This window comes from Streptomyces umbrinus, assembly GCF_030817415.1.
Classification (GTDB): Bacteria; Actinomycetota; Actinomycetes; order Streptomycetales; family Streptomycetaceae; genus Streptomyces; species Streptomyces umbrinus_A.
In genome coordinates, this window is sequence record NZ_JAUSZI010000002.1 from 5944370 (window position 1) to 5969754 (window position 25385).

Genomic DNA, 25385 nt, shown 5'->3' on the forward strand with positions numbered 1-25385 from the left:
TCCTACGCCGCGACGAGATACGAGAAGACGGACTCGAGGGACTCGTCGGACGGCGAGACCGTGAGCAGCCGGATGCCGTGGTCACGGGCCACCCGCGGCAGCAGTGCCGTGAAGCGTGGGAAGTCGACCGCCTGGATGCGCAACGCGCCCTCCTGGAGGTCCACTTCGATGCCGGACGTCGACGGGTCGGCGATGAGCGCGGCCGCGAGGGCACGGTCGTCGCTGGAACGCACCAGGTAGCGGTGCGGCCGGTCGGTCATCAGGCGGCGGATCCGGCGGAAGTCGCCGCTCGCCGCGTGCCGTCCGGCGACGATCACCTCGATGTGCGAGGCGAGTTGCTCGACCTCTTCGAGGATGTGGGACGAGAAGAGGACCGTACGGCCCTCGTCGCCCATGCGCCGCAGCAGGTCCATGAGCTGCATGCGCTGGCGCGGGTCCATGCCGTTGAAGGGCTCGTCGAGGAGCAGCAGGGACGGGTTGTGGACGAGCGCCGAGGCCATCTTCACGCGCTGGCGCATGCCCTTGGAGTACGTGGAGATCTTGCGGTCCTGCGCGTACTCCATCTGGACCGTGGCGAGGGCCCGCTGGGCGGCCTTGTCGCCGAGGCCGTGCAACTCGGCGTTGGCGACGACGAATTCGCGGCCCGTGAGGAAGTCGTACATCGCCTCGCGCTCGGGGACGATGCCGATCTGCTTGTAGATCTGTTCGTTCCGCCAGGTCGCCTGGCCGTCGAGCGTGACGCTGCCCGTGGAGGGGGCCAGGAAGCCGCCCATCATGTTGATGAGGGTCGACTTTCCCGCGCCGTTCGGACCGAGCAGGCCGGTGACGCCGGGGCCGATCGTCATGGTGACGTCGTTGACGGCCACCACGTTGCCGAACCAGCGCGACACGTGGTCGATGGTGAGCGTGGTCACAGTCCGACCTTTCGGTAGCGGCGCATCAGCAGGCCGTAGCAACCGGCGATGAGTCCCAGGGTGACGAGGAGGAAGACGACGCCCTGTCCGGACGAGGGCCCCACCTCGCCGGGGTACGCGGACGACGCGCCGAGGAAGGCGGTCTGTACGCCGTCGATGAGCGTGATGGGTGAGAAGAGGCCGAGCCAGGGGACCGCCGAGGCGCTGCCCTGCTCGTGGGCGATGGCCTGGACGGTGGAGACGGCTCCGTAGGAGATGGTCAGTACGGCGATGACGGCGGCGATGCCGAAGCCGCGCCGGGGCGTGACCGCCGAGATCACCAGGCCGATGCCGGCGAAGAGGAGAGAGAGCAGTGCCACGGAGACGAGCCCTTGTGCGAGACCCTTGGTCTGGTCGGAGAAGTCGAGCTTGGCCAGCAGCGCGCCCACGTACAGCACGAGCAGCGGTGCGGCGGTGAGCATGAACAGCGCCGAGGCCAGCGCCGCGTACTTGGCGCGGACGTAGTCGGCGGTCTCGATGGGGCGGGAGAAGTACAGCGGAACGGTCTTGAAGCGCAGGTCCCGGGAGACGGACTGCGGTCCCTGGGAGGCGACGTACAGGCCGATGACGGCCTGCATGATGACCGCGTAACTCGTGTAGTCGACGGGCAGGTCCTTCGCCTTGGTGGCGACGGCGACCGCGACCATGATCAGCGCGGGGACGCACATCACCACGAAGAGCAGCATCGGCAGCACCTTGGACTTCACCGAGCGGCCGAGGCCGTAGGCGCCGCGCAGGGACTGCGAGTAGAGCGACCGGCGGGCGTACGCGCGGCCCAGGCGCGGGCCGTCGTAGTTGCGGTAGCCGATGTTGTGGATCCGGGTCTGCTCGCCCGGGCGGGCCGGGGCCGGGGCCGTGGCCTGGGCCGAGGTCTGTGCCGGGGGCTGCTCAACCGCCATGGCCGACCGCCTCCTTCCGCTGTTCGTCGCCGCCTTGGAGAGCCTGCTCGTCGCTGTCCTTGAAGACCTCCGAGATGTGGTGCCTGCGCTGCTCCATGCGCACCAGACCGAGGCCCAGGTCGGCGACGACGTCCCGTACGACGTCGTACGTCTCCTCGCCCTCCGCCGTGAGCAGGAGGATGTGGCCCGCGCCGGGCAGTCCGCTGCCGTCGTGGGTGTCGATCCCGCGCGCGTGGAGCACGTCGCGCACCGCGCGGGTGCCGTCCGGATGCTCGTCGGTGTCGGTGACCTCGATCGCGAGGATCGCCGTGCTCTGCGTGAAGTCCGTGGTGGAGCTGGACCGCAGGAGCTTGCCGCCGTCGACGACCACGACGTGGTCGCAGGTGCGCTCCAGCTCGCCCAGGAGGTGCGAGGTGACCAGGACGGAGATGCCGAAGTCGGTGTAAATACGGCGGATCAGGCCGAGCATCTCGTCACGGCCGACCGGGTCCAGGCCGTTGGTCGGCTCGTCCAGGAAGACCAGCTGCGGGTCGTGGACCAGCGCCTGGGCGAGCTTCACGCGCTGCTTCATGCCCGTCGAGTAACCCCCGATGGGGCGGTAGCGCTCCTCGTAGAGGCCGACGTGGCGCAGCGTGTCCGCGGTGCGCTCGCGGGCCGCCGTCGGGGGCAGGCCGGACATGCGCGCCATGTGGACGACGAACTCGGTGGCCGAGACGTCGGGCGGCAGACAGTCGTGCTCCGGCATGTACCCGACGCGCTCACGGATGTCGCCGCCCTTGGTGGCGACATCGAGTCCGAGCACTTCGGCCCGGCCCTCGGTGGCGGGGGACAGACCCAGCAGGATCTTGATCAGTGTGGACTTGCCGGCTCCGTTGGCTCCGACGAGTCCGGTCACACCGGGTCCGACGTCCACGGAGAGCCGGTCAAGAGCGGTCACCCTCGGGAACCGCTTGCTCAGGCTTTCGGTCGCGATCACAGTCACATTTCGAAGGTAGTGGCGCAGACCACACCGGTCGTCAACCCTGGGAGCTGTATCGGCGTCCCTCTCGGGTATTACGGGCCCGTAGGGGTCCCCCTGAGGTCGAACAACCGGCGGCGGACGGACGGCATCGCGCGAGGCCCGTCTCGGCCCGATTGTCCGCATAGGGCCGATCATCCGGCCGGCTGTCAGGCGTCATCAGGTTGGCCATCTGGGCCGGTTGTCCACATCGGCCCGGTTGCCCACAGGTCGCGTGCACGCCTATTGACGCAGCCTCCAACAATTGTCACATTCATCAGTGTCAAGTTGCGGGCGGGTACGGCAGTCGGCTTGGGACGGACGGTGGCATGACCTCGGCAGCGGCTTCACCAGGGACTTCTTCGGGGAAGGGCGGCGGACTCGGCGCGGAACTGCGAGGGTTCAGAGAGGTACAGCGGCTCGCGTACGAGTGCGCGGAGGCGGTAGCGGCGCAGCTGAAGCCGGGCGTGACCGAGCGCGAGGCGGCGCGGATGCAGCGCGAGTGGCTGCGCGAGCGCGGCGTGCGGGACTGGTTCCATCTGCCCTTCGCCTGGTTCGGGGACCGTACGGCGTTCGTCGACTTCCGGATCCCGCTGCAGTTCTTCCCCACCAACCGGCGCCTGGAGGCGGGGATGCCGTTCATCCTCGACCTGGCACCCGTCCACAAGGGCTTCACCGCGGACATCGGGTACTCCGGTTCGCTGGGGCCCAACCCGCTGCAGGACAAGCTCCTCGCCGACCTGGAGGCGCACCGCGAGCTGATCCTGCGCGAGGTGCGCGAGCGGCGCCCGCTGCGCGAGATCTACCAGGACGTGGACCGGCTCATGGTCCGCCAGGGCTACGCGAACCGGCACCGGGCGTATCCCTTCGGGGTGATCGCGCACAAGGTCGACCGGGTCAGGGAGCGGCGCTGGTCACCGAAGCTGTTCGGGTTCGGCACGCAGTCGCTCAAGGGCCTGGCGAGCGACGCGATCCACGGCCACCGTGACGGCTGGTCCCCGCTGTGGTCGCCGTACAGGTTCTCCGACCACCCTCCCCGGCCCGGTCTGTGGGCGGTCGAGCCGCACCTCGGATTCCGGGGCACGGGCGCGAAGTTCGAGGAGATCCTGGTGGTCACCGACTCCGAGGATCCCGAGCAGAGCGCCTCCTGGCTGGACGACGATCTGCCGCACGTGCGGCGCTGGGCGGAGGGCAAGTGACGCTTGAGGGTGCGCGCGAGCGCTGGGTGCGTACGGGCGGGGTCGAGCTGTGTGTCGCCGAACTGGGCGACCCGGCACAGCCCACGGTGATGCTCGTACACGGTTATCCGGACTCCAAGGAGGTGTGGTCCGAGGTCGCCGCGCGCCTGGCAGGGCGCTTCCATGTCGTGCTGTACGACGTGCGCGGCCACGGCCGGTCGACGGCACCGCAGCCGCTGCGCGGCGGGTTCACGCTGGAGAAGCTGACGGACGACTTCCTGGCCGTCGCGGACGCGGTCAGCCCGGACCGTCCGGTCCACCTGGTGGGCCACGACTGGGGCTCGGTCCAGGCCTGGGAGTTCACCACGGTCAAGCGCACCGAGGGGCGGATCGCCTCCTTCACGTCGATGTCGGGGCCGTCCCTCGACCACTTCGGGCACTGGATCAAGAAGCGCGTGTCCCGCCCGACGCCCCGCAGGGTCGGTCAACTGCTCGGCCAGGGCGCCAAGTCCTGGTACGTGTACCTGCTGCACACCCCGGTGCTGCCCGAGCTCGCCTGGCGCGGCCCCCTCGGCAAGCAGTGGCCCAAGATCCTGCGGCGCCTGGAGAAGGTCCCCGGGAGCGACTATCCGACCCCCTCACTGCCCACGGACGCCGCGCACGGCGCCTGGCTGTACCGGGACAACGTACGGGCCCGGCTGCGTAGGCCACGCGCCGACGCGTACGCACACGCGCCCGTGCAGCTCATCACGCCGCTCGGGGACGTGTTCCTCTCGGAGAAGCTCTACGACGAGCTGGAGCTGTGGGCCCCGCAGTTGACGCGCCGCACGCTCCCGGCGAAGCACTGGATCCCGCGCACCCGGCCGGACCAACTGGCCGCCTGGATCACCGAGTTCGTGACGACCACCGAGGGCGGGAGGACCGCATCCGCGGCGACCGGCCCGTACGCCGACCGCTTCGGCGGGCAGTTGGTGCTGGTCACCGGTGCGGGCAGCGGTATCGGGCGGGCCACCGCCTTCGCGTTCGCCGAGGCCTGCGCGCGCGTGGTGGCCGTCGACCGGGACGCGGAGAGCGCGGCCCGCACCGCGGAGCTGTCCCGGCTCATCGGCGCCCCTCAGGCCTGGGCCGAGACGGTCGACGTCTCCGACGAGCAGGCCATGGAGAAGCTCGCCGAGAAGGTCGCCGCCGAGTACGGGGTGGTCGACGTCCTGGTCAACAACGCCGGGATCGGGCTGTCCGGCTCGTTCCTCGACACCACCGCGGAGGACTGGCGCAACGTCCTCGGCGTCAACCTGTGGGGCGTTATCCACGGCTGCCGGCTCTTCGGGAAGCAGATGGCCGAGCGCGGACAGGGCGGCCACATCGTCAACACCGCGTCCGCGGCCGCGTATCTGCCCTCCAGGACACTGCCCGCCTACAGCACCTCGAAGGCGGCGGTGCTGATGCTCAGCGAGTGCCTGCGCGCCGAGCTGGCCGGGCAGGGCATCGGGGTCTCGGCGATCTGCCCGGGCTTCATCAACACGAACATCACGTCGACCGCGCGTTTCACGGGGGTCGACGCCGACGAGGAGAAGCGGCGCCAGAAGAAGTCCGCGCGGCTGTACGGGCTGCGCAACTACCCGCCGGAGAAGGTCGCCGAGGCCGTACTTCGCGCGGTCGTCCGCAACCAGGCCGTGGTCCCCGTGACCGCGGAGGCGCGCGGCGGCCGCCTCATGTCCCGCTTCACGCCGAGAGCGCTGCGCGCGATCGCACGAATGGAGCCACCCCTGTGACCGATGAAGGCACCACCGTGAGCGACCACTACCCGATCACACCGCGGCGGGTGTCCTTCGACTGGGAGGAGACCCCGCTCCACTGGATACCGGACGAGCCGACCGCGACCCACGTCATCAATGTGCTGCATCTGCTGCTGCCGGCGGGGGAGCGGTGGTTCGTGAAGGTCTTCAAGGAGGGCCTGCCGCTGCTAGCGAACCGCGCCGTCCCCCGATCGGGTGATGATCGGACCATCGGCTTGCAAGGGACGAGCCCTCCCCCGGTAACGTCGCTCGTGCGATCTGGTCAGCCGAACGGGGCGTCAGCGCGCGGGCCCCTGCTCCACCGGAGAGATGGTTCAGGGCTTCCCAAGCGCCGCTTGCCGCATTCACCGGGCCGGGTCGTGAGGGACCCCGCCCGGCCGAGACCGGAGCACGGACAGGATCCGTGTCGCCGCTCGACTGCGAAAGCGGGCGACCAGTGCACCCAAGACCGTTCGGGGTGCGCCAGAGGTCAGGTTCTCGCCAGCCACTGCCCAGGAACGGTTCATGGGCCAGGAGGCCCCAACAGGGTAGAGATGCCCCCGTACGCCCGGCGGAACACGGGCACGGCGGTCCCCGCGTCCTTCAGGCTATGCCTACGGGCGCGGGGGCGCCGCCTACCTCATACGACACGACCCGCCGCCGGCCGGGCGGCCGCGCTACTCGCTCGGGGAGCACAACCGGGCGGTGCGCAAGGGGCTGTTGCCCAGGTGGAAGGAGCTCGGCTCCGCCGTGCCGCGCTATCTGCGGCGCTCGTACCATCCCTCGCAGGAGGGCTCGATGCGCAGGGCGGTCGAGTATCTGGCGCAGTCACCCGCGGCCCGGACGGCGGCGGGGGCGATCGGCAGAGCCGCGATCGGGTAGTGGCCCCGGGTAGCGGCATCGGGTAGCGACGAGGACTCGGGAAGGCAGGGACCGTGGACGACGAGCCGGCCGGCGTCGCGTACCGGATCGAGGACCTGGCACACCACAGCGGTGCCACGGTCCGGACGATCCGTGCCTACCAGGACCGCGGGCTGCTCCCCCGGCCCGAAAGGCGCGGCCGCGCCAATGTGTACTCGGACGCCCATCTGGCCCGGCTGCGGCAGATCGCCGACCTCCTGGACCGCGGCTACACGCTGGCCTCGATCAAGGAGCTCCTGGAGGCCTGGGACGCGGGCCGGGGCCTCGGCGGTGTGCTCGGGCTGGTCGCGGAGGTGGACGGGCCGTGGACGGACGAGGAGGCGGTCCGTATCTCCCGGGCCGAGCTCGACGAGCGGTTCGGCGGTCACCCGGACGACACGGCGGTGGCCGACGCCGTCGAGCTCGGGGTGCTCGAACGCGTTCCGGGAGACGAGGACACGTTCCTCGTACCGAGCCCCCAAGAGCTGGCCGTGGCCGCCGAGTTGTACGAGGCGGGCGTTCCGCTGTCCGCGATCTCGGCCCATCTGCGGGAGTTGAGGGGCCAGGTGGAGCACATCGCCTCGCGCTTCCTGGAGTTCACGAGCGAGCACGTCTTCGCCCGGTATCTCGGCGAGCACCCGCCGACCGACGCGGACGCCGCCGAAGCGGCCGCTCTCGTACGACGGCTAAGGCCGCTCGCACGCCAGACGGTGGACGCCGAACTCGCCCGGGCCATGCGGCTGTTCGCCAACCGGCATCTGCGCCGACACCTCGGCGCTGAGCAGCCCGCGGCCCCTTCGGACGAGGCGCGTTCCGTGGCCGTGCCCGCAGAGACAATGGCCGCTGTGGAGCGGCTCGTCGGCGCGGAGAAGGCGGCCGAGTTCATCGCCGTGGCGGCCGAACGGGAGGTCAGAGCCCGTGCCTTGGACGCGCTCGCCGCAAATCATGCCGACCTCAGTAAAGTTGACGAACCGTCGTAAAGTGTCGGCGAGTTGTCCACAGATTCTCCAACTGGCCCTGTGGATAACGCATTTGGCTGTGGATCAAACCTCCGGGTCAAAATCAAATGCGTGACGAGCGTCTCGCCAGGCACTCTGGCGGGATGGACGAAAGACGCACCGTGAAGGTGTCGAAGTACCTCTCGAAGCATCTGCGGCATCAGCCCGAGCGGATCGGGCTGACGCTCGACGAGGGCGGCTGGGTCGAGATCGAAACGCTGATGGCCGCGGCGGAGGCGCACGGCTTCCGGTTCACCCGGGACGAGCTCGACCACGTGGTCGCGAACAACGACAAGCGGCGCTTCGCGATCGAGGGCTCGCGGATCCGCGCCAGCCAGGGCCACTCCGTCGAGGTCGACCTGGGCCTGGCGGCGGCGACCCCGCCCGCGCACCTCTACCACGGGACCGTCGACCACAGCCTGGACGCGATCCGCGCCGAGGGACTGCGTCCGATGAACCGGCACGACGTGCACCTCTCGCCCGACCGCGAGACCGCGACCCGCGTCGCCGCCCGCCGCGGCCGTCCCGTCGTGCTCTCCGTGGACGCGGCCGCCATGCACCGCGACGGCCACGAGTTCAGGGTGAGCGCCAACGGGGTCTGGCTCACGGCCGCCGTGCCCCCGCGCTACCTGAGGTTTCCCGCCCCGCACTGACGGCCCGGTCCCGTTCTGCGGGCTTGCCCGGTCCCGTTCTGCGGGCTTGCCCAGACCCATCGCAGCGGGCTTGCCGGGGCCATCGCCACGGGCTTGTCCGGGGCCCGTCCCCGTGGGCTTGCATGGGTCCCGCCCACCGGACGTTTGGGGTGTGCCGCGCGGCTCCGCTTAGGCTCTGAGGCATGAGTCTGCGCCTGAGCACCGTGATCCTGCCGTACCTCCGCTGGCACGAGGGAGGGCGTTCCGCATGGCAGCGCGCCGAGCAGCTCGGGTTCCACACCGCTTTCACCTACGACCATCTGTCGTGGCGGACGTTCCGCGAGGGGCCCTGGTACGGGGCCGTACCGACGCTCACCGCCGCCGCGGGAGCGACCGACCGGCTGCGCTTGGGCACGTTGGTGACCTCCCCGAACTTCCGGCATCCGGTGACGCTCGCCAAGGAACTGATCGCGCTGGACGACATCTCCGGTGGCCGGATCACGCTGGGCATCGGCGCGGGCGGCTCCGGCTTCGACGCCACGACACTGCTGAAGAGCGGCGAGGAGCCGTGGACGCCGCGCGAGCGGGCCGACCGCTTCGGCGAGTTCGTACCGCTGCTCGACCGGCTGCTCACCGAGGACTCCGTCTCGTACGACGGGACCTTCTACTCGGCGCGCGAGGCGTACAACATCCCCGGGTGCGTCCAGCGCCCCCGGCTGCCCTTCGCGGTGGCCGCCACCGGGCCGCGCGGGCTGAAGCTCGCCGCCGGGTACGGGCAGGCGTGGGTGACGACGGGCGACCCGAAGCTGTTCGAGACGGGCACGCCCGAGCAGTCGGTTCAGGCCCTTCGCGGACAGGTCGAGAAGCTGGCCACCGCGTGCGAGACGGTCGGCCGTGACGTGAACGAGCTCGACAAGGTCCTGCTCACCGGCTTCACCCCGGACCGCGCGCGTCCGCTGGAGTCCCTCGACGCGTTCGTCGACTTCGCGGGCCGGCACATGGAGCTGGGCTTCACCGACATCGTGATCCACTGGCCCGTCGCCGACTACCCGGACTTCGCCGCGGACGAGAAGGTCTTCGAGCACATCGCGATGGAGGCGGTCGGGCAACTCGGCTGAGGCTCTGTCCGGCGCCTGGCTCCAGCTCCTGGCTCGGGCACCTGGCTGCAGCTCGCTCGGGCACCTGGCTCGGCGCGGTTCGCTCCGGTGCCCGGGTTTCGGCCGCCGGCTCCGGCGGACGTACTCCGATGGGCGGGCTCCCGGCGGACGGACGCTGGTGGGCCGGCTCCGGCGCGCGGACGCTGGTGGGCCGGCGTCGCCGGACAGGTCCTGGAGGCCCGCTCCTGTGACCGATGCGGCGGCCACTTCGACGGTCCTCCGCAGGTGTCCCCCAAGGAGGCCCCGCCTCAGCCCGGGTTGGCATCACCGCAGGTGAGGGCACGCCGCACTCACATGTGCGGACCGCCGCACGCCCGTGCACGCATATGCGGGAGAATGAGGAAGTGACCTCAGCGACCCGACGGCCCGGGAACCCGGCCTCCACTCTCCCGCCCCGGCTGATCGCCACAGATCTCGACGGCACCCTGCTGCGCGACGACAAGTCCGTCTCGCCGCGCACGATCGCCGCCCTGGCCGCCGCCGAGGAGGCCGGCATCGAGGTCTTCTTCGTGACCGGACGCCCCGCCCGCTGGATGGACGTCGTCAGCGACCATGTCCACGGTCACGGCCTCGCCATCTGCGGGAACGGCGCCGCCGTGGTCGACCTGCACGGCGGCCCGGGCGCCCACCGCTTCGTCAAGGTCCGGGAGCTGGAGCGGGAGAACGCGCTCGACGCGGTTCGGCTGCTCCGTGACGCCGCGCCCGGGACCGTGTTCGCCATCGAGCAGACGTACGGCTTCTACCAGGAGCCGGCGTATCCGAAGCTGCACATGGAGACCCCCGACACCCTCGCGCCCGCCGAGAAACTCCTGGCGCCGGACGCGCCCGGTGCCGATGAGCCCGTGCTCAAGATCCTCGCCTTCCACCACGAGATCGCCCCGGACGACTTCCTCATGACCGCCCGCCTGGCCATCGGCGACCGGGCCAACGTCACCCGCTCCAGCCCGAGCGCGCTCCTGGAGATCAGTGGCCCCGGCGTCTCCAAGGCCAGCACGCTCGCGCTGTGCTGCGCCGAGCGCGGCATCTCGCACGAGGAGGTCGTCGCCTTCGGTGACATGCCCAACGACGTGGAGATGCTCACCTGGGCGGGCACGTCGTACGCGATGGGCAACGCCCACCCGGACGTGATCGCGGCAGCCTCAGGTCGTACGGTCGCCAACAACGAGGACGGCGTGGCCGTCGTGATCGAGCGGATACTCGCGGAACGCCGGTAGTCGAGCGAGTACGCGCGAAGCGCTGGTAAGGGACGGCGTCCTGGCGCCCGCCCCTTACCAACTCTCCTACCGGCCCTCTCCTGAACGTCGATCTACAGCCGAACGCCGCGCGTGGCCAGCCACTCCCGTGGATCCACTCCCGAGCCCAGCTGAGGCGTCAGGCGCACCTCGAAGTGCAGATGCGGCCCGGTCGAGTTGCCGGTCGTGCCCGACTGGCCGACCCACTGCCCCGCGGCGACCCGCTCTCCCTGTTCCACGGTGACGGCGGCCAGGTGGGCGTACTGCGTGTAGTAGCCCCCCGCGTGCTTCACCACGACCTCGATGCCGAACGCGCCGCCGCACGACACCTTCACCACCCGTCCCGCGCCCACCGACCTCACCGGCGTGCCGATGTCCACCGCGAAGTCCTGCCCGGTGTGCCGGCTCGCCCAGCGATCACCGCCGTTGCCGAAGCCCGAGGAGAGTTCGTACGTCTCCACCGGCGCGACCCACGGCTGGGCGAAGCCCGTTCGCGGCTGGTCGAGCCGGACGGCACCCCGGCACGCACCGGCGGCGACCGAGGCGTCCGCCTGCCCCTGGAGCGCCCACTGGGCCTCTTCCAGCTTCTTCTCGATCCCCCGCTTGATCTCGGCGAGTTCACCGTTGCGCCGATCCAGCACCTGCCAGGCCGACGCCGCCTTCTCCTCGTCGGCGGCGAGCCGAGCCTCGGCCCTGCGGCTCTTGGTGACGGCGTTGTTGACCGCCAGATCCGCCTGCCAGACGGCACGCTGACCGCGCATCAGTTCCTCGGGGCTGTCCGCGAGCAGCATCTGCGCGGTGTGCGGGAGCCCGCCGCCGCTGCGGTACTGGGCGCGCGCGATCCGGCCGAGGTCCCCGTGCAGCGCGGCGATGTCCTGCCGCTCACGCACGAGGAGCCGCTCCAGCCGCTGCGCCCGGCCCCGCTGCACCTCGGCCGCCCGGCGGCCCGCCTCGTACTGCCGCGTCGCCAGGGACGCCTCGTCGTACAGCCGCACCACCTCGGCGTTCAGACCGCCCGAGGTGTCGGCGTCTCCTGCAGCGGACGTGGGCCGGGCCACCAGGACGGCCAGCGCGCACAGCAGTACGGGGACGAGCAGGGGATGGCGACGACGTGAGCGCATGACAAGGATCGTGTCGCGCTCAGGCGGCTCCGGTCCTGTTCAAGTCGTACACCTGGGGGACCGGTTGTCACGGATGGACCACTCCACTGAGCCGAACAGGGGCCTGGTTCAGGGAACTTCGGCGGGTCACCTTGCCGCGGCTGCCCGGACCGGCCGATCGCGCCCGGGTTCCTTCAGTGCGGCGCCTCCCACACCACCGACGCGCCACGGCTCTCCTCCCCGCTGCCCGGCCCGTACCAGCTGTCCCCACCCAGCGACTCCGCCCGTCGCGCCAGATTCTTCAGCCCGCTGCGCCGCCCGCCCTCGGGAATGCCGACACCGTCGTCCGTGACGGTCAGCCGTACGCCGGGGCGCCCGTCCGGCAGTCGTACGGTCGCGTCCACGGTGACGTCGATACGGGACGCCCCCGCGTGCCGGAAGGCGTTGGACAGGGCCTCGCGGAGGGCCGCGATGAGGTTCTTGGCCGTGAGTTCGCCGACCACCATGTCGACGGGACCGACGAAGTGGTGCGACGGCTTGAAGCCCAGCGGCACGGCGGCCATGTTGATCTCGCGCAGCGCGCGTGTCCGCAGCCCTGTCGGCACCTCGGCCGGTTCCTGCTGAAGCGCGAAGATGGCGGTGCGGATCTCCTGGATGGTGACGTCGAGTTCGTCGACCGCCTTGCCGACGCCCTGCCGCACCTCGGGCACGGCGGACCTCCGCTGGGCGCTCTCCAGCATCATCCCGGTGGCGAACAGCCGCTGGATGACGAGGTCGTGCAGGTCACGGGCGATCCGGTCGCGGTCCTCGTAGACCGCGAGCCGCTCCCGGTCGCGCTGCACCTCCGCCATCATCAGCGCCAGAGCGGCCTGCGAAGCGAACCGCGTCGCCAGGTTGCGCTCGGTCTCCGAGAACGGCTGAGCGCCCTCCGCGCGCGCCATGACGAGGGTTCCCAGGACGCGGCCGCCGCTCTGGAGGGGCAGGAGCATCGTCGGCCCGTAGCCGTGGGAGAGGTCGCTGAGCATGCGCGGGTCGGTTGCCGCGTCCTCGACGAACACGGCTTCTCCCGCGAGGAGTTCGCCCACGACCTCGTTCTCGGCCGGCACGACGAGACCCAGCGCCTTCGACGGCCGCTCGGACGCCACGGCGACGATCTCCAGACCGCCCTCGGCCGCGGGCAGCAGTACGAGTCCGGCGGCCGAGTCGGACAGCCGGCGGGCCTGTTCGGCGACCACCTGCAGCGCCTCGTCGGCGTCCCCTCCGGACAGGAGCGCGGTCGTGACGGCCACGGATCCGTCGATCCAGCGCTCGCGCTGCTTGGCGGCCTCGTACAGACGCGCGTTCCCGATGGCGATGCCCGCCTCCCCGGCCAGCACCCGCACCATGTCGAGGTCGTGGTCGTCGAACGGCTCTCCGCCGCTCTTCTCGGCCAGGTAGAGGTTGCCGAAGATCTCCCCCTGCACACGGATGGGGACCCCCAGGAAGCCGCGCATCCGGGGATGGTGCTCCGGGAACCCGCACGACCGGGGATCCTCCGTCGGCTCCGCGAGCCATACGGGTTCGGGCTCGCGGAGGAGCGCCCCCAGGAGCCCCTCGTGCCCGTCCGGCAGCCGCCCGATCAGCCGGGCCGTCTCCCCGTCGACCCCCTGGAACACGAACTCGGCGAGCCCGTTCCCGTCCTCCGCCGCCACGCCGATCGCCGCGTACCGCGCGTTCGCCAGCTCCGCCGCGGTCCCACAGATCTGCTCCAGCGTGGACCGCAGCTCATGCCCACTCCCCACCGACCGCATCGCCTCCAGCAGCCGCGGCACATCATCAGAATCCGGGGCACCACCGGGGCTCGACACGACTGGCATACACAGAGCCTAATTAGTCCCATTTGCGAAGGAAAGCCGAACCCTTCGGGCCAAGGACCACGGCCATCCGCTTCGAGGGGCCATCGGGCTCACTTACAACGGGCACGACCGCCCGCTTTTAGGGGCGCGGGGCTGTGACATCTGCGGCTCCGCCGCGTGGGCGCGACCAGCCCCCACAACCCGCGGCCGACCCACCACCGCACCAACCCTCACCGCACACCAACCAACCGCTCCGCCCGACTCTCCCGCTCGAACATCCCCCGCAACGCCCCCTCCCCACGCACCAACTCCCCGTAGGCCCCCCGCTCCACCACACACCCACCGTCCAGCACGATCACCTCGTCGACCGCCTCAAGGCCGGCCAGCCGATGCGTGATCAACAACGTCGTACGCCCCTCGGTCGCGGCCAGCAGATCAGCGGTGAGCGCATCGGCGGTCGCCAGATCGAGATGCTCCGCGGGCTCGTCGAGCACGAGCACGGGAAAGTCCGCGAGCAACGCCCGCGCCAGAGCGAGCCGCTGCCGCTGCCCCCCTGACATCCGCGCCCCGTGCTCCCCGATCAACGTGTCCAGCCCGTCGGGCAGCCCGTCGACCCAGTCGAGCAACCGCACCCGCCCCAGCACGTCCCGCAGCGCCGATTCAGTGGCGTCCTTCCGAGCGAGCAGCAGGTTCTCCCGTACCGAACTGTCGAAGAGATGGGCGTCCTGCGCGCACAGCCCGACCAGCCGCCGTACGTCGTCACCGTCCATGCCGAACGCGTCGACGCCGCCCAGCGTGTACGTCCCCGCATCCGCGTCCAGGAACCGAAGCAATACCTGGGCGAGGGTCGTCTTGCCCGCCCCGGACGTCCCCACGACTGCGGTCCGGCGTCCGCGTTCGAGCATCAGGTCCACCCCGGCAAGGGCATCCCGCTCCTGTCCGGCGTGCCGGGCGGCCAGGCCCCTTCACCACGACGGGGAACGGCGACCCGGGCGCCTCGAGCGGCCGCTCCGGTTCGCGTACGGGCTCGGGCGCGTCCAGCACCTCGTACACGCGCTCCGCGCTCTTGCGCACCCGCTGGCGGTACTGGACCGCGAGCGGCAGCCCCAGGACGGCCTCGAAGGCGGCGAGCGGGGTGAGGACGACGACGGCCATCGCCACGCCGCTGAGCCGCCCGTCGAGGACCGCCTGGGCGCCGACGAGGGAGGTGGCCGCGACGGTGAGTCCTGAGACCAGCGCGATGAGCCCGTCGCCGAGCGCGGTGGCGGTGGCGGCGCGCGAGGCGATACGGGTCAGCTCGCCGTCGGCCCGCCGTACCTCGGCGGTACGCGCGGGCAGCGCACCCGCGACCGTCAACTCGGCCGTGCCCGTGAGGAGATCAGCCACCCGGGTCGCCAGCACCCCGCGTGCCGGGGCCAGCCGGCGCTCCGCACGGCGTGCGACGGCACCGGTCACCAGCGGGACGCCCACTCCTGCTGCCAGCAGCCCGAGCGCGAGGGCGGCCCCGGCCTCCGGCAGCAGCCAGGCCGTGAACCCGACGGAGCCCGCGGACACGACAGCTGCGGCCGCGGCGGGCAGCAGCCAGCGGAGCCAGTAGTCCTGCAACGCGTCGACATCGGCGACGAGCCGCGAGAGCAGATCACCGCGGCGAGCGGTACGCAGCCCGGCGGGCGCGAGCCGTTCGAGCCGCCGGTACACGGCGACCCGGGTGTCGGCGAGCATCCGCAGCACCGCGTCGTGCGACACGAGCCGCTCGGCGTACCGGAAGACGGCCCGCCCGATTCCGAACGCCCTCGTGGCCGTCACGGCGACCATCAGATAGAGCACGGGCGGCTGCTGGGAGGCCCTGGAGATCAGCCAGCCGGAGGTGGCCATGAGGCCGACGGCACTGCCGAGCGCGAGACTGCCGAGCAGGAGGGCAAGCACCAGCCGCCCGCGCCGAGGCCCGGCCATGGCACGCACCCGCGCCAGTACGCCTTCTCGGGCCTCAGGCTCCCGCCCCTCCGGGAGCCGAGTCGCCTTTCCCTCGCCGCCCGCGGGCACCGCGGCCACCAGACCGGCCCGAAGCTCCTTGTCGCCGCCGGAGCCCATGGAGCCGTCCACCGCGACGGGCGCTTCCGGCTCCAGTCGCACGACCCGGTCCGCCACGTCCAGCAGCGCGGGCCGGTGGACGACGAGCAGCACGGTCCGCCCCACCGCCAGGCGCCTGACCGCCTCCACGACCTCGGCCTCGGTCGCCCCGTCCAGCGAGGCCGTCGGCTCGTCGAGCAGCAGCACCGGCCGGTCCGCGAGGAACGCCCGTGCCAGGGCGAGACGTTGACGCTGCCCGGCGGAGAGCCCGGCACCTTCCTCGCCCAGTTCCGTCCGTACGCCCTCGGGCAGCGCGTCCACGAATTCGAGAGCCCCTGCATCGGACAGCGCCCGCCGCACCGCGGAGTCGTCGGCGTCCGGCCGCGCCAGCCGTATGTTCTCGACGACGGACCCTGCATACAGATGGGGCCGCTGCGGCACCCAGGCGACCTGTGAGCGCCACTCCTCCAGGGAGGTCTCGGTGAGATCGGCTCCCCCGACTCGCACCCGCCCCGAGGTGGGTGCCACGAATCCCAACAGCACGTTCAGAAGCGTCGACTTGCCCACTCCGCTGGGCCCGACGAGTGCCACCGTCTCCCCGGGCTCGACCGCGAACGACACGTCCGACACCGCGTCGGAGGACCGCCCGGGGTACCGGACCGTCACCCCTTCGAAGCGCACCCCTCCGGAGGACGGCACCGCACCGGTCCCGGACGTCGGCTCCGGTGTCTCCAGGACCTCGAAGATCTCCTCGGCGGCGGACAACCCTTCCGCCGCCGCGTGATACTGCGCCCCCACCTGCCGCAGCGGCAGATAGGCCTCGGGCGCGAGAATGAGGACGACCAGACCGTCGTACAACGCCATCTCGCCGTGGACGAGCCGCATGCCGATGGTCACCGCGACCAGGGCGACCGAGATCGTGGCGAGCAGTTCCAGCGCGAAGGACGAGATGAAGGCGATCCGCAGGGTGCGCATGGTCGCCTGCCGGTAGTCCCCGGTGATCCGGCGGATCGAGTCGGCCTGTGCCTTGGCCCGCCCGAACACCTTGAGTGTGGGCAGTCCCGCGACCACGTCCAGGAAGTGGCCCGAGAGCCGTGACAGCAACCGCCACTGACGGTCCATCTGGGACTGGGTGACCCAGCCGATGAGCATCATGAAGACCGGGATGAGCGGCAGGGTGCCGACGATGATCGCCGCGGACACCCAGTCCTCGGTGACGATCCGCGCGAGTACCGCCACCGGCACGACCACCGCGAGCCCCAACTGCGGCAGATAGCGCGAGAAGTAGTCGTCCAGCGCGTCGACCCCGCGGGTGGCGAGCGCGACCAGTGAACCGGTCCGCTGTCCGCTCAGCCAGCCCGGACCGAGCGCACCCGCGCGTTCCAGCAGCCGCCTCCGCAGCTCCGACTTGACCGCCGCGCTCGCCCGGTGTGCGGCGAGTTCGGTGAGCCAGGAGACACACGCCCTACCGACCGCGACCGCCGCCAACAGCAGGAGCGGCGTGCGGAGTTCGGCAGCCGACAGTTCGTGCTGGAAGGCACCGACCACCACTTCGGCGATCAGCATTGCCTGGGCGATGACCAGCCCTGCCCCCACAACCCCCAACCCGACAACCGCGATCAGGAACAGGCGGGTGGCGCGGGCGTATCGCAGCAGTCGCGGGTCGATCGGTTTCACGTGAAACACACCCTTGGGTCAAGCAGGTGTGTTTCACGTGAAACACACCCTCTTCTCATTGGGCCTGTTTCACGTGAAACAGGCCCATGGATTCATCGGTGCTAGTGCGCGGCCTCGGCGATGTGCTGCGTACCGATCCGCTTGCGGAACACCCAGTACGTCCAGCCCTGGTAGAGCATCACCACCGGCGTCGCGATGACCGCACACCAGGTCATGATCTTCAGCGTGTACGGGCTCGACGAGGCGTTGGTGACCGTCAGGCTCCACTCGTCATTGAGCGAGGACGGCATGACGTTCGGGAAGAGCGACAGGAAGAGCATCGCCACGGCGGCGACGATGGTGAGGCCCGACAGCGCGAACGCCCAGCCCTCGCGCCCCATCTGGTTCGCCCCGATCGCCGCGACCAGGGCGACGACGGCCACAACCAGCGCGACCAGGCTCTTGCCGTCACCGTTGTCGGCCTGGGTCCAGAGCAGGAAGGCCAGCGCCAGCACGGCCGTCACCAGGCCGAGCCCGAGCGCCAGCTTCCTGGCCCGCTCGCGAATGTCACCCAGGGTCTTGAGCGCCGCGAACACCGCCCCGTGGAAGGTGAACAGCGACAGCGTCACGAGGCCGCCCAGGATGGCGTACGGGTTGAGCAGGTCCCAGAGGTTGCCCACGTACTCGAAGTCCTGGTCGATCTTCACACCCCGGACGATGTTGCCGAAGGCCACGCCCCACAGGAACGCCGGGAGCAGCGAGGTCCAGAAGATCGCGTTCTCCCAGTTCCGCTGCCACTGCTCCTCGGGCCGCTTCGCCCGGTACTCGAAGGCGACGCCACGCACGATCAGGCAGACCAGGATGAGCAGCAGCGGCAGGTAGAAGCCGGAGAAGAGTGTGGCGTACCACTCGGGGAAGGCGGCGAAGGTCGCGCCGCCCGCCGAGAGCAGCCACACCTCGTTGCCGTCCCAGACGGGCCCGATGGTGTTGATCAGCACCCGCTTCTCGGTCCGGTTCCGGGCGAGCAGCTTGGTGAGGACGCCGATCCCGAAGTCGAAGCCCTCCAGGAAGAAGTAGCCGGTCCACAGGACGGCGATGAGGACGAACCAGACGTCGTGAAGTTCCATGACTCAGCAGCTCCCTGGGCCTAGTACGAGAAGGCCATCGGCTTGTCGGCGTCCCGGGGGTCGCCGCCGATCTTCGTGGGTGGATTGAGGTCGGCCTCCGTGAGCTCGGGCGGACCGGCCTTGACGTACTTCACGAGCAGCTTGACCTCGATGACGGCGAGGATCGCGTAGAGCGTGGTGAAGACGATCATCGAGGTGAGGATCTCGCCCTGCGAAACGCCGGGGGAGACCGCGTCGCGGGTCTGGAGCACGCCGTAGACGACCCACGGCTGACGGCCCATCTCTGTGAAGATCCAGCCCCAGGAGTTGGCGATCAGCGGGAATCCCAGGGTCAGGATCGCGATGCGCCAGTACCACTTGGTGAGCGTCGGGCCGAGAGCCTTGTTCTTGAAGAGCACCACATGCGGCACTTCGTCGTCGCCGACCCGCAGATGCCGCCCCAGCATGAACTTCTTCCTGGTCAGCCAGAGTCCGACCAGACCGATGGCGAAGGACGTCATGCCGAAGCCGATCATCCAGCGGAACCCCCAGTAGGCGACAGGGATGTTGGGCCGGTAGTCGCCGGGCCCGAACCGCTCCTGCTCGGACTTGTTGACGTCGTTGATGCCGGGGACGTACGAGGTGAAGTCGTCCTTGGCCAGGAAGGACAGCAGTCCCGGGATCTCTATGGCGACCTTGTTGTGGCCGGCCTCGACGTCCCCGTAGGCGAAGACGGAGAAGGGAGCGGGGGCCTCGCCGTCCCACAGCGCCTCGGCCGCGGCCATCTTCATCGGCTGCTGCTCGTACATGATCTTGCCGAGGGTGTCACCGCTGAGCGCGGTGAGCATGCCGCCGGCGACGACAGTGACCAGGCCGAGGCGCAGCGAGGTCTTCATCACGGGGATGTGCTTCTTGCGGACCAGGTGGAAGGCGGCGATGCCGACCATGAAGGCGCCGCCCGTGAGGAAGGCCGCGGAGAGGGTGTGGAAGGCCTGGGCGAGCGCGGTGTTCTGGGTCAGGACCAGCCAGAAGTCGGTGAGTTCGGCACGGCCCTTCTGCTCGTTGATCCGGTAGCCGACGGGGTGCTGCATCCACGAGTTGGCCGCGAGGATGAAGTACGCCGACAGGATCGTGCCGATCGAGACCATCCAGATGCAGGCGAGGTGGATCTTCTTGGGCAGCTTGTCCCAGCCGAAGATCCACAGGCCGATGAAGGTGGACTCGAAGAAGAAGGCGATCAGCGCCTCGAAGGCGAGGGGGGCGCCGAAGACGTCACCGACGAAGCGCGAGTAGTCGGACCAGTTCATACCGAACTGGAACTCCTGCACGATGCCCGTGACGACGCCCATCGCGATGTTGATCAGGAAGAGCTTGCCCCAGAACTTGGTGGCCTTGAGGTACTTCTCGTTCTCCGTCCGCACCCAGGCGGTCTGCAGGCCGGCGGTGAGCGCGGCGAGCGAGATCGTGAGCGGCACGAAGAGGAAGTGGTAGACGGTGGTGATGCCGAACTGCCATCGCGCCAGCGTCTCCGGCGCCAAAGCCATTTCCACGTCGTCATCTCCTTACATCGCCGAGGTATCGGCGTCAGTTCGTCCCGCTTGTCGCAGACATCACGGGATCAACTGGGACACGCTTGTGAACGCGTTCACATTCACAAGCAATTATGACGCATGGCAGTTCGAGGGTTGACACGAGGGGGGTGCCGGATCGGTCACACCGGCCGACGGCACCCCCACCAACGAGCTCCGGCACCGGCCGGCCCCCCAACTCAGCTCCGGCACCCCACCAACCGGCTAGAGCTCCTTGCGGAACGCCTCGGTCGTCTTGAGGAAGATGTCGTTCGCCTCGGTCTCGCCCACCGTGACCCGGACCCCTTCGCCGGCGAACGGCCGCACGACGACCCCGGCCTGCTCGCAGGCCGACGCGAAGTCGAGCGTGCGCTCACCGAGCCGCAGCCACACGAAGTTCGCCTGGGTCTCCGGCACCGTCCAGCCCTGCCCGCGCAGCATCTCGACCACACGCGCGCGCTCGGACACCAGCGAACCCACCCGGCCGAGCAGCTCGTCCTCGGCCCGCAGCGAGGCGACCGCCGCGTCCTGCGCGAGCTGGCTCACACCGAAGGGCACGGCCGTCTTGCGCAGCGCCGCCGCCACCGGCTCATGGGCGATCGCGAAGCCGACCCGCAGCCCGGCCAGCCCGTACGCCTTGGAGAACGTGCGCAGCACGCACACGTTCGGGCGCTCGCGGTAGAGCTCGACGCCGTCCGGCACCTCGGGATCGCGGATGAACTCCCGGTACGCCTCGTCGAGGACCACCAGGACATCGCTCGGCACCCGGTCGAGGAACCGTTCCAGCTCGGCCCGGCGCACCACCGTGCCCGTGGGGTTGTTGGGGTTGCAGACGAAAATCAGCCGCGTCCGCTCGGTGATCGCGTCCGCCATCGCGTCGAGGTCGTGCACGTCCCCGGGCGTCAGCGGCACCTTCACCGACGTCGCCCCGCTGATCTGGGTGATGATCGGGTACGCCTCGAAGGACCGCCAGGCGTAGATCACCTCGTCGCCAGGACCCGAGGTCGCCTGCAGCAGCTGTTGGGCGACACCGACCGAACCGGTGCCCGTGGCCAGATGCGTGAGCGGCACACCGAAGCGGTCGGACAGCTCGTTCATCAGCCCCGTGCACGCCATGTCGGGGTAGCGGTTGAAGGCACCGGCCGCCGAGGCCACGCTCTCCAGAACGCCCGGCAGCGGCGGGTAGGGGTTCTCGTTGGAGGACAGCTTGTACGCCACCGGGCCGTCGGCGGCCGCGGCAGCCTTCCCCGGCTTGTAGGTGGGGATACCCTCCAGCTCGGCACGCAGCTTCGGGCTCGTCTCGCTCACCGCACTCCTCCTCGTGACCGTCTCCGGCTCATGACCACCACCGGCTACCAATACTCCTCACCTTAAGAGGATTCGGCTCCGCTGCGTATGGCCCGGGCCCCACCGCCTCGGCGGCCCGCGGCAGTCGCGTACACACTCCCGGGCATCACCGCCCGAAGGCGTACGAAAGAGGGGGGCGCGTCACCCACCGGAGCACGCGCCGGTGGCTCGCGCCGTGGCGCGCATCCCTCGTGAAGGTGAGTTGAGACCTCTTCGAAACATGGCCCATTTGGCAGGCCCATGCGCGCCGACAAGTGACGTCCTGCCATTGAATCGGTCAACTCCCTTCCCTTCCAAGGGACTTGTCTGCTGATGACCATGCAGAAACGTGCCTGTCAACGCGTGCATATGCGTCCGCACTACCCCACCTCATGAGCCCTACTATCGGCTCGCCATGACAGCAGCAGGGAAGCACCAGGTGAGCCGGTCGGATACCTCCCGCCGAGGAAGCCGGCCGGGCCGGGCGGGCATCAGAGACGTGGCCGCGGCCGCGGGAGTGTCCATCACGACCGTGTCCGACGCGCTCAACGGCAAGGGGCGGCTCCCGGACGCCACCCGACGCCATGTCCGCGAGGTCGCCGACCGGCTGGGCTATCGCCCCTCCGCCGCGGCCCGAACCCTCCGTACCGGCAAGTCCGGCCTCATCGGCCTGACTGTGACGACCTACGGGGATGAACCTTTCACCTTCACGGAGTTCGCGTACTTCGCGGAGATGGCCAGAGCCGCCACCTCGGCCGCGCTCGCCCGGGGCTACGCCCTGGTCATCCTCCCCGCGACCTCGCGCCACGACGTGTGGTCGAACGTGGCCCTGGACGGGACGGTCGTCATCGACCCCTCCGACCAGGACCCGGTCGTCAGCGAACTGGTCCGCCAGGGCTTACCGGTGGTCTCCGACGGCCGCCCGGCCGGCTCGCTGCCGGTGACCGCCTGGGTGGACAACGACCACGAGGCCGCGGTCCTGGGCATCCTCGACCACCTGGCCGACGCCGGCGCCCGCCGGATCGGCCTCCTCACGGGGACGACCACGGACACGTACACACACCTGTCCACGACCGCGTACCTGCGTTGGTGCGAGCGTGTGGGACAGGATCCGGTGTACGAGGCCTATCCCGCGCACGATCCGTGCGCGGGGGCCGTCGCCGCCGACCGGCTCCTCGCCCGGCCCGACCGGCCGGACGCCGTCTACGGGCTGTTCGACCCGAACGGCACCGACCTCCTCGCGGCGGCCCGCCGCTACGGACTGCGCGTACCGGAGGACCTGCTGCTCGTGTGCTGCAGCGAGTCCACCGTGTACGCCAACACCGAGCCGCCCGTCACGACACTCTCGCTCAAACCGCGTCGAATCGGCACGGCCGTGGTCCAGCTCCTCATCGACGCGATCGAGGGGGTCGAATCGGACCAACCGGTCGAGCAGGTGATACCGACCGAGCTGATCGTGCGGACGTCCTCCCAGCGACGGCCTCCCCGGACGACCGTCAGCCCGCCCCGATCACCGGAGGAGGGATGACCTCCGGATGACCTACGGGTAAAACCGGCGCGGAAAGCCCCTCCCAATTCGGGAGAAAACCACGGTGAACTGGGGTTCTGCTCCGATTCACCACCCCTGGGTCATCACATGGCGCGATCCGCATTCCTATGATGGGCGGACGACACCGCGGGCCGCTGCGACCAGGCAGTCCGACGCGGTGCAGATGCGGCGCGATGGTGGTGGAGGGGTCGATGACTCAGGGGGCCGGTCAGGGACCCGAGATGCGTACGCCGACGGTGCGCGACTTCCGCGTGCCGGCGTACGTCCACGAGGCCGGTCCGTACACACAGTCCCCCGGCCCGTACCCGCAGTCCGGCGAGGTGTACGACCAGGCCGCCGAGCCGTACGACCAGGCCCGGGACCAGCCCGCCGGTCCCTACGGCGGGGCCTCCGGCCAGTACGAGCAGCCCGGCCCCTATGCGCAGCAGACGCCTCCGGGCGAGGGCGCCGGACCGGCCGGCGAGCCGCAGGGCTACACACCGACGCAGCGCGATCTGCCCGTCATCAACCGCGGTGACACCCTTCAGGTGCCGGTCGAGCCCGAGGCCGGACCGGTCGTCCAGCCCGCCGAGGGGCCGGGACCGCTGTACGTCGTCGGTGACGTCCACGGCTATCTCGACGAGCTCGTCGCCGCGCTGCGCGAGAAGGGCCTCATCGACATCGACGGCAGCTGGGCGGCGGGGACCTCGCGGCTGTGGTTCCTCGGTGACTTCACGGACCGCGGGCCCGACGGCATCGGCGTCATCGATCTCGTGATGCGGCTGTCCGCGGAGGCGGCCGCGGCCGGGGGCTACTGCAAGGCGCTGATGGGCAACCACGAGCTGCTGCTGCTGGGCGCCAAGCGGTTCGGGGACACTCCCGTCAACTCCGGGGCGGGAACGGCCACCTTCCAGGCAGCATGGCTGCTGAACGGCGGCCAGAAGACCGACATGGAGCGCCTCCAGGACCACCATCTGCAGTGGATGGCCCGCCTCGACGCCATGGAGATGGCGGACGGGCACCTTCTGGTGCACTCCGACACCACCGCCTATCTCGACTACGGCGACTCCATCGAAGCGGTCAACGACACCGTCCGCGAAACGCTCACCCGCAATGACGCGGACGAGTGCTGGGACGTCTTCCGCAAGTTCACCAAGCGCTTCGCGTTCCGCGACGACGGTGGTGCGCAGGCGGTGCGTTCCCTGCTGGACATGTACGGCGGTTCACGCATCGTCCATGGTCACAGCCCCATTCCGTATCTCCTGGGAGAGGTCGGCTCGGAGGAGGGGGAGGATTCCCCGAACCCCGTCGTCGAAAAGCCGCATGTGTACGCGGACGGGCTCGCCATCGCGATGGACGGCGGAGTGACCATGGCCGGAAAGCTGTTGGTCCAGCAACTTCCCCTGGATAGCTGAGCGTTCCTCGGGAAGGCGTCCCCCGACGGAGGACAAGCGCAACACAGGGGCAAATTCTGGAAACCCCCTGTCACCGTGTGCCGTCACCGCTCTACCATCGGCTTATCCGTAGCAGGCTCCCCTCCGTTTCTGCCCGACGGCTCGTCAGCATGCCGAGCCCCAAGCCCTACGGAGCATCGGGGGATGCACATGAACAGCGTTCCGCAGCACCTGCTGAGCGAGGACCGCCAAGAGTACGAGCGGATCCTCGATGAGGCGCTGCGCTCCGCCCCACACCGTCCGGAACTCGCCGCTGTCGGTCAGCGGCTCAACCCCGAACAACTGCGCACGATGGCGCTCAACGCCACCGCTCTCATCACGGCGGCGGCGGCGACCGAGTACCAGCACTATGTGAAGGTCCGCGAGGAACTGCGCCAGCCGGCGCCGTCCACCCCCCCGGTCCGCGAAGGATCCACCAGCACCACGGATCCGGCCACGGGCGCGGTCGGGCTCGCCACGACCATGGGTGAGGTCGCCGAGACCGCCGGGGCAGGTGCCGCGGCGGTCGTCGCCGTGCTCGCCCCCGTGCTCGCCGGCACCGCCGCGGCGATCTTCCTGCTCGTCGGCTACATCCTGAAGATGCTCGACCCCCAGCCGGGCATCGCCCAGACCCTCCTCACCACCGGGTGGGTCTTCGGAGCCATCACGGCCGTCACGATCCTGGTGGCCGCGGTCGGTCTCCTGCTCGCCGCCCTGCGCAACGGCGCCAGTTCACTCCAGGCCGACGCGCACGGCGAACGCAGCGAAGAGGTGAACCGGGCCAGGGAGGCCTGGCACGACGCCCTCCTGGAGCGCGGCATCATGCCGTTCCTCAGGGAGGCCCTCGCCGACCCGGGCACGGCCGCCCTCGGCCGTACGAAGCCGTCGGCGCCGATCAGCCGGATGCCTCAGCTCGGCTACAACCGGCCAGGCTTCAGCAGCCCGGACGGCGGCCCGACAGCGGGTCCCCGCCCCAGCTTCTCCAGCCCGGACTTCAGCAGCCCCGACTTCGGGGGGCCGGAGCACCAGCCGGAGTAGCCCC

Annotated in this window: 19 protein-coding genes and 1 pseudogene; 10 read left to right on the plus strand and 10 right to left on the minus strand. The window is 70.2% G+C overall.

Annotation, left to right across the window (positions count from 1 at the left end; all coding sequences use genetic code 11):
• Window positions 1-2: 2 nt before the first annotated feature.
• The 3 genes from QF035_RS26055 to QF035_RS26065 are packed head-to-tail and all read right to left on the minus strand — an operon-like array spanning window position 3 to window position 2828.
• Window positions 3-914 carry an ABC transporter ATP-binding protein gene (locus QF035_RS26055; RefSeq protein ID WP_189841576.1) on the minus strand — a complete coding sequence of 304 codons (912 nt, stop codon included), beginning with the start codon at window positions 912-914 and terminating at the stop codon, window positions 3-5.
• Window positions 911-1852, minus strand: a complete 942-nt coding sequence (locus QF035_RS26060) for an ABC transporter permease (RefSeq protein WP_307523020.1) — start codon at window positions 1850-1852, stop codon at window positions 911-913. Before QF035_RS26060 ends, QF035_RS26055 begins: the two co-directional genes overlap by 4 nt.
• Entirely contained in the window at window positions 1842-2828 is a 987-nt protein-coding gene (locus tag QF035_RS26065) for an ABC transporter ATP-binding protein (RefSeq protein ID WP_307531426.1), read from the minus strand. Before QF035_RS26065 ends, QF035_RS26060 begins: the two co-directional genes overlap by 11 nt.
• Window positions 2829-3178: 350 nt before the next feature.
• On the opposite strand from QF035_RS26065, the gene QF035_RS26070 reads away from it, so the two are divergent.
• From QF035_RS26070 to QF035_RS26105, 7 genes and pseudogenes are all read left to right on the plus strand, one after another.
• Complete coding sequence (locus QF035_RS26070) at window positions 3179-4048, plus strand: M24 family metallopeptidase (RefSeq protein WP_307523021.1); 870 nt, start codon at window positions 3179-3181, stop codon at window positions 4046-4048.
• Window positions 4045-5799, plus strand: a complete 1755-nt coding sequence (locus QF035_RS26075; protein ID WP_307523023.1) for an SDR family oxidoreductase — start codon at window positions 4045-4047, stop codon at window positions 5797-5799. Before QF035_RS26070 ends, QF035_RS26075 begins: the two co-directional genes overlap by 4 nt.
• Window positions 5796-6684 (plus strand): annotated as a pseudogene (locus tag QF035_RS55845) (metal-dependent hydrolase). Before QF035_RS26075 ends, QF035_RS55845 begins: the two are co-directional and overlap by 4 nt.
• 53 nt (window positions 6685-6737) lie before the next feature.
• Complete coding sequence (locus QF035_RS26090; RefSeq protein ID WP_307523024.1) at window positions 6738-7682, plus strand: MerR family transcriptional regulator; 945 nt, start codon at window positions 6738-6740, stop codon at window positions 7680-7682.
• Window positions 7683-7804: 122 nt separating this feature from the next.
• The gene (locus QF035_RS26095; RefSeq protein ID WP_307523025.1) at window positions 7805-8353 is read left to right on the plus strand and encodes an RNA 2'-phosphotransferase; all 549 of its coding nucleotides are present in this window, start codon (window positions 7805-7807) and stop codon (window positions 8351-8353) included.
• Window positions 8354-8535: 182 nt separating this feature from the next.
• Window positions 8536-9450, plus strand: coding sequence for an LLM class flavin-dependent oxidoreductase (locus QF035_RS26100; protein WP_307523026.1), 915 nt, complete (start codon window positions 8536-8538; stop codon window positions 9448-9450).
• Window positions 9451-9815: 365 nt separating this feature from the next.
• Window positions 9816-10703: a Cof-type HAD-IIB family hydrolase gene (locus tag QF035_RS26105; RefSeq protein WP_307523027.1), complete on the plus strand. Its 888-nt coding sequence runs from the start codon at window positions 9816-9818 to the stop codon at window positions 10701-10703.
• Window positions 10704-10795: 92 nt separating this feature from the next.
• Here QF035_RS26105 and QF035_RS26110 read toward each other — a convergent pair whose 3' ends face one another.
• The 7 genes from QF035_RS26110 to hisC form a co-directional block, all read right to left on the minus strand.
• Window positions 10796-11842, minus strand: a complete 1047-nt coding sequence (locus QF035_RS26110; protein WP_307523028.1) for a M23 family metallopeptidase — start codon at window positions 11840-11842, stop codon at window positions 10796-10798.
• Between the two features lie 173 nt (window positions 11843-12015).
• On the minus strand, window positions 12016-13677 hold the full coding sequence (locus tag QF035_RS26115; protein WP_307523029.1) for a GAF domain-containing sensor histidine kinase: 1662 nt from the start codon (window positions 13675-13677) through the stop codon (window positions 12016-12018).
• 209 nt (window positions 13678-13886) lie between these two features.
• Complete coding sequence (locus QF035_RS55850; protein ID WP_373466720.1) at window positions 13887-14531, minus strand: ATP-binding cassette domain-containing protein; 645 nt, start codon at window positions 14529-14531, stop codon at window positions 13887-13889.
• Window positions 14416-17403: a thiol reductant ABC exporter subunit CydD gene (gene cydD / locus QF035_RS26120; RefSeq protein WP_373466721.1), complete on the minus strand. Its 2988-nt coding sequence runs from the start codon at window positions 17401-17403 to the stop codon at window positions 14416-14418. The genes QF035_RS55850 and cydD overlap by 116 nt, the downstream gene beginning before the upstream one ends.
• 101 nt (window positions 17404-17504) lie before the next feature.
• Window positions 17505-18509 (minus strand): cytochrome d ubiquinol oxidase subunit II, encoded by a 1005-nt coding sequence (gene cydB, locus QF035_RS26125; RefSeq protein ID WP_307523030.1) that lies wholly within the window; start codon window positions 18507-18509, stop codon window positions 17505-17507.
• A gap of 20 nt (window positions 18510-18529) precedes the next feature.
• Window positions 18530-20038, minus strand: a complete 1509-nt coding sequence (locus QF035_RS26130) for a cytochrome ubiquinol oxidase subunit I (RefSeq protein WP_307523031.1) — start codon at window positions 20036-20038, stop codon at window positions 18530-18532.
• A gap of 243 nt (window positions 20039-20281) precedes the next feature.
• Window positions 20282-21364: a histidinol-phosphate transaminase gene (gene hisC, locus QF035_RS26135; RefSeq protein ID WP_307523032.1), complete on the minus strand. Its 1083-nt coding sequence runs from the start codon at window positions 21362-21364 to the stop codon at window positions 20282-20284.
• 433 nt (window positions 21365-21797) lie between these two features.
• Here hisC and QF035_RS26140 point away from each other — a divergent pair, with 433 nt between their 5' ends.
• From QF035_RS26140 to QF035_RS26150, 3 genes are all read left to right on the plus strand, one after another.
• The gene (locus QF035_RS26140; protein ID WP_079052719.1) at window positions 21798-22910 is read left to right on the plus strand and encodes a LacI family DNA-binding transcriptional regulator; all 1113 of its coding nucleotides are present in this window, start codon (window positions 21798-21800) and stop codon (window positions 22908-22910) included.
• A gap of 197 nt (window positions 22911-23107) precedes the next feature.
• Window positions 23108-24325, plus strand: a complete 1218-nt coding sequence (locus tag QF035_RS26145; protein ID WP_373466976.1) for a metallophosphoesterase — start codon at window positions 23108-23110, stop codon at window positions 24323-24325.
• A 183-nt stretch (window positions 24326-24508) separates the two neighbouring features.
• A complete protein-coding gene (locus QF035_RS26150; protein ID WP_307523035.1) occupies window positions 24509-25381 on the plus strand; it encodes a hypothetical protein in 873 nt (290 codons plus the stop codon).
• Window positions 25382-25385: the final 4 nt, after the last annotated feature.

What these genes read in the sequence shown, in the direction of transcription:
- QF035_RS26070 (WP_307523021.1), top strand. Translation starts at nt 3,179, where the DNA reads ATGACCTCGGCAGCGGCTTCACCAGGGACTTCTTCGGGGAAGGGCGGC.
- QF035_RS26060 (WP_307523020.1), bottom strand. Translation starts at nt 1,852, where the DNA reads ATGGCGGTTGAGCAGCCCCCGGCACAGACCTCGGCCCAGGCCACGGCC.
- QF035_RS26150 (WP_307523035.1), top strand. Translation starts at nt 24,509, where the DNA reads ATGCACATGAACAGCGTTCCGCAGCACCTGCTGAGCGAGGACCGCCAA.
- QF035_RS26095 (WP_307523025.1), top strand. Translation starts at nt 7,805, where the DNA reads ATGGACGAAAGACGCACCGTGAAGGTGTCGAAGTACCTCTCGAAGCAT.
- QF035_RS26105 (WP_307523027.1), top strand. Translation starts at nt 9,816, where the DNA reads ATGCGGGAGAATGAGGAAGTGACCTCAGCGACCCGACGGCCCGGGAAC.
- cydB (WP_307523030.1), bottom strand. Translation starts at nt 18,509, where the DNA reads ATGGAACTTCACGACGTCTGGTTCGTCCTCATCGCCGTCCTGTGGACC.
- QF035_RS26100 (WP_307523026.1), top strand. Translation starts at nt 8,536, where the DNA reads ATGAGTCTGCGCCTGAGCACCGTGATCCTGCCGTACCTCCGCTGGCAC.
- QF035_RS26115 (WP_307523029.1), bottom strand. Translation starts at nt 13,677, where the DNA reads ATGCCAGTCGTGTCGAGCCCCGGTGGTGCCCCGGATTCTGATGATGTG.
- QF035_RS26140 (WP_079052719.1), top strand. Translation starts at nt 21,798, where the DNA reads ATGACAGCAGCAGGGAAGCACCAGGTGAGCCGGTCGGATACCTCCCGC.
- QF035_RS26110 (WP_307523028.1), bottom strand. Translation starts at nt 11,842, where the DNA reads ATGCGCTCACGTCGTCGCCATCCCCTGCTCGTCCCCGTACTGCTGTGC.